Here is a 10,389-nt window from a genome sequence, read left to right on the forward strand (position 1 = left end):
GGGCCCCCTCCCCCCGGCCCCCTCCCCCGCCTGCGGGGGCGCAGGGCGGGTGAGGGGGAGAACTACCCTCCGCCTCGCACAGATCCCGTAGGGGCGCGATTCATCGCGCCCGTGCCCTGCGCCGCACCGAACCCGTCCGTAGGGGCAGACCTCCGTGTCTGCCCACCCTCGCCCCCGCCCCAACCCCTGCGGCCGGCACCCCACCGCGTAGGGGCCGCCCCACGTGGCTGCCCGTGCCCGCCGCCGCGCCACACCCGTCCACGCGCGCAGACCACCGCGCTTCCCTCTCGTTTTCAGGACGGGCCGCGAGAGCCCCTCAGTTCGGGAAGCTGAACAGCGAAGCGCTCAGCGCACGACGGCTGCTGCGGCGGATCTGCGGGTGGTCGTCGGCGGCGCTGCGGCCGACGGCCTGGCCGATGCCGAGCGACACCTGGATGCCGCCGGGCTCGAAGCGCGGCGCCACCGGGGCCGCGAAGTCCAGGCGATAGGTGCGTCGCGAACCCGGGGGGAAGGCCACGCGCAGCCCCACCCCCGCACTCGCCTGCACCGGAGACTCGCGGCCGTACAGGTCGCCGCCCTGCCAGATCTTCCCCACGTCCACGAACGCCGCGGAGCCCACATCGAAGAGGCGCGGATATGGCCATCCCAGGTACGCGCGGTGCTCCAGCGTGGCCACCGCGCGGCGCTCGCCCATGAAGACGTGCGGCCGGTACCCGCGCAGCCCCGCGCGGCTACCCAGGGTGAGCTGAAAGGGAACGGTGGTCCGCCATCCGCCGTCCAGCGCGGCGGCGGCCACCCAGGTGGTGCGGCTTTCGGGGCTGGGCCGCCAGTACGCCCACCCGTCGGCCTGGCCGAAGATGTTCCGCCACTCGAAGCTCCCCACCGGCGCCGCGTAATCGCGCCGCCCCTCGCCCACCAGCCGCACACCGGCGAGCACCCCGCCCGGGAGCTGCCCCGCCGCAAAGAACCCCAGGTCGACGGCGAGGTCGTCGTCGGTGGAGAGGGCGGAAAGGCTGCGCCCGATGCCCACCTCCGCCTCCACGCCCAGGCGCACGTCCTCGGAGCCGCGGACGGCGTCCAGGGCACGGCGCCGCTCGAACCACACGTTGCGCTGGCCGGCGAGGAAGACGAAGCGCAGCGACGACACCGAGTCCAGCCCGATCACCTTGCCGCCGCCCGGGAGCGGAATGGTGACCTCGCCGCCGCCGGAGGTGCGCAGCGAATCGCGCGGGTACACCGTCCAGTCCCCCGCCAGCGCCACGCCAAAGAGCGTCAGGTTGCCGCGCTGCCCCAGCCGGAACACCGTCCCCACGTCGAAGGTGCGCCGCTCCTCGGGAAAGAGGAAGCGGCGCGGGCGGCCGGCTTCCGCGTCGGGGACCCAGAACTCGAAGTTGTTCTCCTCGTGCTCGAACTGCTCGCGCAGCGCGAAGCGCCCCCCCTCGCCGCGAAAGGGCCACGCCAGCCGCTGCTGCACGGCGTAGCCCACCGGCGTGCGCGCCAGGGAGATCTCCGCGTCCGTGTGGGTGCCCAGGACGTGGCGCGTGGCGAAGGAGGCGCCGAACACCCGCTCCCCCTGCCGCTCCTTGATGAACGCCGACACGCGCTGCCCGCGCCCAAGCAGGTTGTCCTCGCGCAGCTCCAGCCCGCGCACCCCCACCTCGCCGCCGCTCTCCATCTGCGGCTCCAGGCGGGTGGACCACTCGTCGCGCGTCTCCACCACCACGTGCATGGTGCCGTCCGGCTGGCGCACGGCGAAGACGTCCGCGTCGGCGATGTACGAGGTGCTGCGGAGGATGCGCTCCGAGTCCAGCAGAAGCGCGGGGTCGTAGCAGTCGCCTTCCTTGAAGAGGAGCTCGCGCCGGATCACCTGGTCGCGCGTGCGGATGTGGGCGCGGTTGGCCAGCCGGAACGCCCACCCGAAGCGCGAGCCCTGCTTCCCCGCTTCCGTGTCGAAGACGGAGCGGTTGTCGATGAACACCTGCGAGATCCGCCCCCCCGCGCACTCGTCCGCGGGCGCCTCCTGCGCGGCCGCCGCGCGCGCAAAGAGCGCCCCCGCCACCAGGGCGAGCGCGCAGATGAAGCGGTCAGGGCGGCGCAGGTTCGGCAACTTCGCGGCCTCGCGGCGCGGTACGGGCGCTCCGCCGGGCAGCAAGGCCGTACGGGGCGCGATGCGGATTGTGCAGACGCAGGGAGCAATGTTCGCGCCCGGCCGGACGCCAAAACGAGGCGCAAGCCATGCCAGGCTCCGCCTCGTACCCCGCCAGCTCTCAGGAGTGTCAGTCGCGCGCGGTTGCCAGCGAAGTGTCGGGTGCCGCCAGCCGCGCCAGCGCCTCCAACGCGCGGGCATGGTCGTGAACCGCACCGAGATCGCTGAAGATGTCGCGCGCGCTCTCCAGGTACGCCTGCGCCTCCTCCACCCCGCCCGTCTTCAGCCGCAGGTCCGCGTACTGTGCGAGCGTCTCGGCTTCCAGGTACGGGTACCCCTTGTCGCGGGCGATCTCCAGCGCCTTCTCAAAGAAGGTGAAGCCGTCAAGGTCGCCGCGCACGCGGGCCAGGTTGCCGCGCGCGTAGTACATCCGCCCCAGCGCGTACGGCGATCCCGCGGCGATCGCGTGCTCCTCCGCCTCGCGGGCCCAATCCTCGGCGAGCATCAGGTGCCCGTCCTCGCCCAGCAGCTCCGCCACGTCAGACGCGATCACCGCGCGCATGGTGGAAGAGACCGGCAGCGCCAGCGCCTGCTCGTATGCCTCGCGGGCTTCGGCGCGCCGCCCCTGGTACGCGCGCAGGTGGCCCTGGTTGTGGAGACAGACGGAATAGTCATTCGGCGACTGCACCTTCTGCCAGGTGGCGAGCGCACGCTCGAACCACTCCTCCGCCTCGTTCCACCGCTGGAGGCGCGTCGCCACGCTCCCCAGGTTGGTGAAGATCTGCCCCTTCTCCAGCTCCAGCCCGCCCGCGCTCTCGGCGATGCGGAGAGCCTCCAGGTAGTAGCGCTCGGCTTCGGGCCAGCGGTCCTGCCAGTTGGATACGTTGCCCGAGCCGATGCGCGCCACCACCTCGCCGTGAAGGTCGCCGGAGTGGCGGGCCAGCTCGGCGCTGCGCTCGTAGTGGGCGGCCGCGTCGCGGAACTCGCCCACCGCAAGCGACACGCGCCCGATGCGCCGCAGCGCCAGCACCTGCGCGCCCTTGTCTGGAAGCGGCAGCGACAGCCTCAGGGCGGCGCGGTAGCATTCGCGCGCGCTGCGGGCCCTCCCCGCGTCCTCGTGGTGCTCGCCCAGCGCCACCAGGTGCCGCGACGCCTCGTTCGCGTCGCCCGAGAAAAAGCTGCGGAACAACGGACGCAGACCGTTATGGAGCGACGTCACGTAGTCGCGCAGGGCGGCCTCCGCCTGCTCCACCGAGCGCTCTACTTCGGCGGGAGTCAGGATGCGCTTGTCGACGGTGGCGTACGCGCTCGAGCTGTCCCAGGCCCGCTTCGGGTCGGGAACAGCCAGGCCGATCAGGCGCAACCGCAGCACTTCCAGCTCATCCAGCGCCGGAAGGATGCCCAGCAACTCCTCGACGGTCGCTTCAGACCGGGACACGAGCAGGTAGGAGTTCGGTGCGGCTCAGCCGCCCGCCGTGGACGTTCCGCCGCCCATGAACGACGTTTCTTGCGTGCCGTACGTCGAGAAGTGCCACACCTGCGTCTGCACGCGCTGCCCGTCCGCCGTGAGCGTACCGCCCACGCTGGTCCACAGCTTGGTGGACTCGTCATACCAGAGCGTCCCGGCACCGAAGCCCTCGGAGGTGGTGCCCGCGTACGGAAGCTCGATGGTGATGGGCTGCGCGAAGCTGACGTTGTGCGGGCCGAACTCCGCCAGCGCACGCTCCGTCCCCTCCTTGGGGAGGCTCAGCGTGAACATCGTCACCTTGTCCACCGCGCCGGCCGGAACCACGATGCGGAAGCCGTAGTAGCTCAGCGTGCCGCCCGCGGGCCCGATCCACGCCTTCGCCCACAGGTTGGCGGGCTTGGCCTTGGTGACCTTGTACGCCGCCACCCGCTCCACGTTCTGCAGCTGAAGCGCGGTCTCCGCCGCGAGGCGCGGCTGCACGGGCGCCGCCTGTCCCTGACCACCCAACGGTCCACCCGCTTCCCCACAGCCAGCCACGAGCGCAAGGACCGGCACCACACCAAACAGGAAACGGCGAAGACGCATGCGTACCTCCGGAAGGGATGGAAGGGACACGGGGGAGGGGCAGGAAAGGCCAGGAAGCCGCGTTCCCGTGTGCAGACATTCATTTGGGGACTTTGTAAAACTAACCAAAGTGTACGGATGGTGCAACCATCGCCGTTACACGGTCAGGTGGGCACCCCCAGCCTGTATTCGGCGATCTTGCGGCGCAGCGTGTTGCGGTGGATTCCCAGCCGCTCGGCCGCCATGGTGAGGTTGTTCGCCGTCTCGGCCAGGGCGCGGCGGATCATCCTGCGCTCCATCTCCTCCAGCGTCACCAGCGGCATCTCGGCCGGGTCCGCCGTGGTGGGGCGCGCCGCGGGCGGGTGGAGGATGTCGGCCGGAAGGTGCTGGGGGAGAAGGATCTCGCCCTCGGACATCACCACCGCGCGCTCCATGGCGTTGCGAAGCTGGCGCACGTTGCCGGGCCACGGGTGCGCGCGCAGGGCGCCGAACACCTCCTCCGCCACGGCGCGTATGGGCCGCGCGTGCTCGCGGCCGTAGTGGGCCACGTAGTGCAGGGCGAGCTGGTCCAGGTCCGCCCCGCGGTCGCGCAGCGGCGGCAGGTTCAGCGCGACCACCGCCAGGCGGTAGTACAGGTCCTCGCGGAAGCGGCCCTCGCGCACCGACTCGGCCAGGTCGCGGTTGGTGGCGGCCACGATGCGCACGTCGATGGAGACCGGCGACCCGCCGCCCACCCGCTCCACCTCGCGCTCCTGGATGGCGCGCAGGATCTTGCTCTGCAGCGCCAGGCTCATGTCGCCGATCTCGTCCAGGAAGAGCGTGCCGGCGTTGGCGCGCTCAAAGCGGCCGATCCTGCGCCCGATGGCCCCGGTGAAGGCGCCCTTTTCGTGGCCGAAGAGCTCCGACTCCAGCAGGTTCTCGGGGATGGCGGCGCAGTTGATGGCCACGAACGGCCCCTTGGCCCGCCGCGAGCGCGAGTGGAGGACGCGTGCCACCATCTCCTTGCCCGTGCCGCTCTCCCCCAGCACCAGGACGGTGGCGTCGCTGTCCGCCGCGCGGGCGATGGACTTGAACACCTGCATCATCCCCGCGCTGGACCCCACGATGGCGTCGCCGCCGCGAACCTCGTCCGGAATGGGGCGCAGGCGGCGCACTTCCTCGATGCCGGCCAGGATCTCGCGCACGCGTCCGCGCGGGAGCGGCTTGGGGAGCACGTCGTGCGCACCCTGGCGGATCGCTTCCAGCGCCAGCTCCATCGACGGGCGCTGCGAGAGGAGGACGACCGGCGCCGAGCCGTCGCCGCGCAGCCTGCCCAGGATCTCCATCCCCGCGTCGGAGAAGTCCGCGTCCAGCAGGATCAGGTCCCACGTCCCGGCCGCAATGAGGCGTAGCCCGTCCGTGAGCCCGTGCGCGGTGTGCAGCTCCGCCGCGTCCAGCTCGGGTTCGAGCGTTCGACCGACGCCGCGGTCTGCGTCCAGAAGGAGGACCTTCAAGGGCAATGGGGTGCGCTGGTAGCCGGAATTGAGGTTTGGTCGAGTATAGCGCCCGCACGGAAGCGGCGCAAACGCGCGACGGGGTCCGTATACGGGATTATTACGGTGTTCGCCCGGCAAAGTCCAGCGCGACGGGAGCGGGGGACCCGCGGCGCTGCCGTGGGTCCCCCGCACACCGGCACGGGCGCGCCGGAACATCTGCTTCTCCGGCGCGCCGCGGCGCGATTACAGCGTGCTCTTGTACAGCAGGCGGTTGACCGTGCCGGACGGGTTGCTCTTGATGACGTTGGCGGTGGAGTTGTTCACCAGCCAGCTGTTGATGGTGGACTGCGAGGCGTTGCCGTACGTCGCCTTGTAGAGCGCGGCCACGCCGGCCACGTGCGGCGACGCCATCGAGGTGCCGCTGATGGTGTTGGTGCCGCCGCTCAGCCAGGTGGAGGTGATGTTCACGCCCGGCGCGTAGATGTCCACGCAGCTGCCGTAGTTGCTGAACGAGGCGCGCGTGTCGGTGCGGTCGGACGCGGCCACGGTGGTCACCGCCGGCGCGCTGGCCGGGGAGACGTTGCACGCGTTCTGGTTCTCGTTGCCCGCGGCCACGGCCAGGAAGACGCCCGAGTTCACCAGGTTGGTGACGGCCGTGTTCTCGGCGGACGAGTAGCCGCCGCCCAGCGACATGTTGGCGACCGCCGGGCTCGCGTGGTTCACGCGCACCCAGTCGATGCCGGCGATGACGCCGGAGTTGGTGCCGCTCCCCTGGCAGTTGAGCACGCGCACGGCGCGCAGGCGCACGCTCTTGGCCACGCCGTAGGTGGCGGAGCCGATGGTGCCGGCCACGTGCGTGCCGTGCCCGTTGCAGTCCTGCCCGTTGCCGCCCAGCGCGTCGTACGACACCGCGGCGCGCCCGCCGAACTGCGCGTGCGAGGTCTGGATGCCCGTGTCGATGACGTACGCGTACACCGTGGAGGCGGTGGTCGTGTAGTTGTAGGTGCCGCTCAGCGGAAGCGCGCGCTGGTCGATGCGGTCGATCCCCCACGTGGCGCCGCTCTGCGTGGTGGCGGACTGCACCACGGCGTCCTCCTCGATGTACTCCACGTTCGGGTTGTGCTGCAGGGCGTTGAGCTGCCCGGCGTTCAGCTCCGCCGCGAAGCCGTTGATGGCCGCGGTGTAGACGTACTGCGGATCGACCTGCGCCACCGCCGCCACCGAGCGCGGGTCGGCGCCCTCGTTCAGCACCACGATGTACGAGCCCGGGACGGCGCTGCCGGGGGCCGCGGAGCGCACGGACGACGTGGGCGACGGGCGGGCGCCGGTGGGGTCCTGGACGTCGGAGCAGGCGGCGAGCGCCAGGGCGCTGCCCAGGATTGCGAATGTGGCACGGGTCATGGAAGAGTCCTCGCTGTCCTGCGGTGGGATCGCCCGGCCGCCCCTCGGTGGGCGGGTGTTGGACGCCCTCTCCGAAGGCACGCGGCGCGCCATTCCGGTGCACGAGCACAAAGCCGCGCGGCGCAACGACATACCTGTTGGAGGCGCGAAAAAGGGGCGGCGCACTTTGGTGCACCGCCCACCAATTTGCAGCGCCCGACCCGCGCCGAGCCAAGTAAACACCTGAAATTGTCTCACGCAGAGGCGCAGAGACGCAGGAGAGAAAAGAACAGCAGGGGCTCACACAGAGACACAGAGGCCACAGAGACAACCGCCAAAGGTTTTTCCCTGTGGCTTGCAGTTCCCTCCGTGTCACCTGTGTGAGGCTTTTCTCTGTTGCTCTCTCCCTGCGCCTCTGCGCCTCTGCGTGAGACCTCCCGACTGGCGAAACCGCGCGCGGGCGCGTAGTTTTTCGGCTTCTGCCCACGCCCCTTCCCGGGGGCACCCCGCGCGCGCGGCGGGGTATCATCGGCGACTCCCGTATCTGTGGGAACGACCGACGCTTACGAGCTTCCAGGCACGCTGTAAATGGCCGACGACATCACCCCGCCCGAACCGAACGAGTTCGCCGAGCAGCCCACCGGCGGATCCAAGGTCCTTTCGCGGCTGATCGAGGACGAGATGCGCGAGTCGTTCATCGACTATTCGATGAGCGTCATCGTGCAGCGCGCCCTTCCCGACGTGCGTGACGGGCTGAAGCCGGTGCACCGCCGCATCCTCTTCGCCATGCACGAGGCGGGGCTCGCCCCCAACCGCGCGTACCGCAAGAGCGCCACGGTGGTCGGCGACGTGCTGGGCAAGTACCACCCGCACGGCGACAGCGCCGTGTACGACTCGCTCGTGCGCATGGTGCAGGACTTCTCCCTGCGCTACCCGCTGGTGGACGGGCAGGGGAACTTCGGCTCCATCGACGGCGACAGCGCGGCGGCCTACCGCTACACGGAAGCCCGCCTCGCCCCGCTGGCCACCGAGCTGCTGGCCGACATCGACAAGGAGACGGTCGACTTCGCGCCCAACTTCGACGACCGGCAGGTGGAGCCGCGCGTCCTGCCGGCGCGCGTCCCCAACCTGCTGGTCAACGGGTCCAGCGGCATCGCGGTCGGGATGGCCACCAACATCCCGCCGCACAACCTGCGGGAGGTGGTGGCGGCGTGCATCCACCTGATCGACAACCCCGAGGCCACCAGCACCGACCTGCAGGCCTTCGTGCGCGGGCCTGACTTCCCCACCGGCGGCGTGATCTACGGCCGCGAGGGGATCCGCGAGGCGTACGAGGGCGGGCGCGGGCGGGTGGTGATCCGCGCGCGGGCGCAGATCGAGGAGCGCGAGGACGGGCGCGGCGACCGCATCATCGTCACCGAGATCCCGTACCAGGTGAACAAGGCGCGCCTCATCGAGCACATCGCCGAGCTGGTGCGCGACCGCAAGCTGGAGGGGATCAGCGACCTGCGCGACGAGAGCGACAGCCGCATCCGCATCGTCATCGACCTGCGGCGCGACGCCATCCCCCACATCGTGCTGAACCAGCTGTACAAGCACACCACCATGCAGAGCACCTTCGGGGTGATCATGCTTGCGCTGGTGGACGGGGTTCCGCGCGTGCTGTCGCTGCGGGAGATGATCTTCCACTTCCTGAAGCACCGCCACGAGGTGCTTCGCCGACGCAGCGAGTTCGAGCTGCGCAAGGCGCGCGAGCGGGAGCACATCCTGGAAGGGCTCAAGATCGCCGTCGACCACATCGACGAGGTGATCGCCATCATCCGCGGCTCGGATACCACGGAAGAGGCGGGGATCAGCCTGCGCACGCGCTTCACGCTCAGCAACCGCCAGTCGGACGCCATCCTCAACATGCGCCTGGCGCGCCTCACGGGGCTGGAGATCGAGCAGCTGGAGGGTGAGCTGGCCGAGGTGCGCGCCACCATCGCGGACCTGGTGGACATCCTGGGGAACGAGGCGCGCCGCCTGGAGATCATCAAGGAAGAGCTGCGCGAGGTGGCGGACAAGTACGGCGACGAGCGCCGCACCGAGATCCTGGGCGACGCGGGCTCCTTCTCCATCGAGGACCTGATCCCCGACGAGGAGATGGTGATCACCGTGTCGCACGCCGGCTACATCAAGAGCCAGCCGGTGGCGGCGTACCGGGCGCAGGCGCGCGGCGGGCGCGGCATCAGCGGGGTGACGACCAAGGAAGCGGACTGGGTGGAGCACCTCTTCCTCGCGCGGACCCACGACTACCTGATGTTCTTCACCCGCGAGGGGCAGTGCTACTGGCTCAAGGTGCACGAGATTCCGCAGGGTTCGCGCGGGAGCCGCGGCAAGCCCGTGGTGAACCTGATCAACGTGGAGCCGGACGAGAAGATCGCCGCGCTGGTGCCGGTGCGTGAGTTCGCGCACGACAAGCACCTGATCTTCGCCACCCGCAAGGGCGTGGTGAAGAAGACGGCGCTCTCCGCCTACGGCAATCCGCGCAAGGTGGGCCTCAACGCCATCAACGTGCTGGAGGGCGACGAGCTGATCTCCGTGCAGATCTCGGACGCCACCTGCGAGGTGATCCTGGCGACGTACGAGGGGATGGCGATCCGCTTCCCCCAGGGCCGCATCCGCGAGATGGGCCGCGCGACGACGGGCGTGCGCGGCATCATGCTGCAGGGCGAGGACCGCGTGGTGGGGATGGTGGTCACCAAGCCCGGCCCCACGCTGCTCGTGGTCACCGAGACGGGGATGGGGAAGCGCACGGCGGTGGAGGCGTACCGCCTGCAGGGCCGCGGCGGCAAGGGCGTGATCAACATCCGCACGACGGACAAGACGGGGCGCGTGGTGGCGATCATGGAGGTGCACCCCGGCGACGAGCTGATGGTGATCACGCGCCAGGGCGTCATCAACCGCCAGCCGGTGAACGGGATCCGCGTGATCGGCCGCAACACGCAGGGTGTGAAGCTGATCAACCTGGGCGCCAAGGACACGGTGATGGACGTGGCGCGCGTGGTGAACGAGGACGCCGTCCCCGAGCCCATCGTCTCCGACGCCGAGGAGACGACGGAGATCGTGCCTTCCGCCGCGCTCGAGGAGGAAATCGGCCTCGACGAGGACCTGGAGGACGACGACTCCGCCGATGTAGACGACGTGGACGACGAGGAGCTTCCGGAGGAGGACTACACGGACGACCACCTGGATTCGCTCGGCGACCTGGACGACGACGACGAGAGCTGAGACGGGGGCCGAGGCCCCCTCCCCCGCTCGTCACCTCGCGGCCCCTCCCCCAAAACTACCTGGGGGAGGGGCGGTCGTATGTATGG

At 70.3% G+C, this 10,389-nt stretch carries 6 protein-coding genes; 1 reads left to right on the forward strand and 5 read right to left on the reverse strand.

Features of this window, described 5'->3' with window-relative positions:
• Nucleotides 1-316: 316 nt before the first annotated feature.
• The 5 genes from VF647_05420 to VF647_05440 all read right to left on the reverse strand — a co-directional run bounded on the left by VF647_05420 (nt 317) and on the right by VF647_05440 (nt 7,054).
• Nucleotides 317-2,107: a BamA/TamA family outer membrane protein gene (locus tag VF647_05420; GenBank protein ID HEX8451514.1), complete on the reverse strand. Its 1,791-nt coding sequence runs from the start codon at nt 2,105-2,107 to the stop codon at nt 317-319.
• Nucleotides 2,108-2,276: 169 nt separating this feature from the next.
• Nucleotides 2,277-3,584: a tetratricopeptide repeat protein gene (locus tag VF647_05425; GenBank protein HEX8451515.1), complete on the reverse strand. Its 1,308-nt coding sequence runs from the start codon at nt 3,582-3,584 to the stop codon at nt 2,277-2,279.
• A 24-nt stretch (nt 3,585-3,608) separates the two neighbouring features.
• Nucleotides 3,609-4,121 (reverse strand): hypothetical protein, encoded by a 513-nt coding sequence (locus VF647_05430; GenBank protein ID HEX8451516.1) that lies wholly within the window; start codon nt 4,119-4,121, stop codon nt 3,609-3,611.
• Nucleotides 4,122-4,342: 221 nt separating this feature from the next.
• The gene (locus VF647_05435; GenBank protein HEX8451517.1) at nt 4,343-5,671 is read right to left on the reverse strand and encodes a sigma-54 dependent transcriptional regulator; all 1,329 of its coding nucleotides are present in this window, start codon (nt 5,669-5,671) and stop codon (nt 4,343-4,345) included.
• Between the two features lie 225 nt (nt 5,672-5,896).
• Nucleotides 5,897-7,054: a S8 family peptidase gene (locus tag VF647_05440; GenBank protein HEX8451518.1), complete on the reverse strand. Its 1,158-nt coding sequence runs from the start codon at nt 7,052-7,054 to the stop codon at nt 5,897-5,899.
• Between the two features lie 567 nt (nt 7,055-7,621).
• Here VF647_05440 and gyrA point away from each other — a divergent pair.
• On the forward strand, nt 7,622-10,303 hold the full coding sequence (gyrA, locus tag VF647_05445) for a DNA gyrase subunit A (protein HEX8451519.1): 2,682 nt from the start codon (nt 7,622-7,624) through the stop codon (nt 10,301-10,303).
• Nucleotides 10,304-10,389: the final 86 nt, after the last annotated feature.

The organism is Longimicrobium sp. (assembly GCA_036387335.1).
Classification (GTDB): domain Bacteria; phylum Gemmatimonadota; class Gemmatimonadetes; order Longimicrobiales; family Longimicrobiaceae; genus Longimicrobium.

Coding starts and splice junctions, on each gene's coding strand:
- VF647_05440 (HEX8451518.1), bottom strand. CDS start 7,054: ATGACCCGTGCCACATTCGCAATCCTGGGCAGCGCCCTGGCGCTCGCC.
- gyrA (HEX8451519.1), top strand. CDS start 7,622: ATGGCCGACGACATCACCCCGCCCGAACCGAACGAGTTCGCCGAGCAG.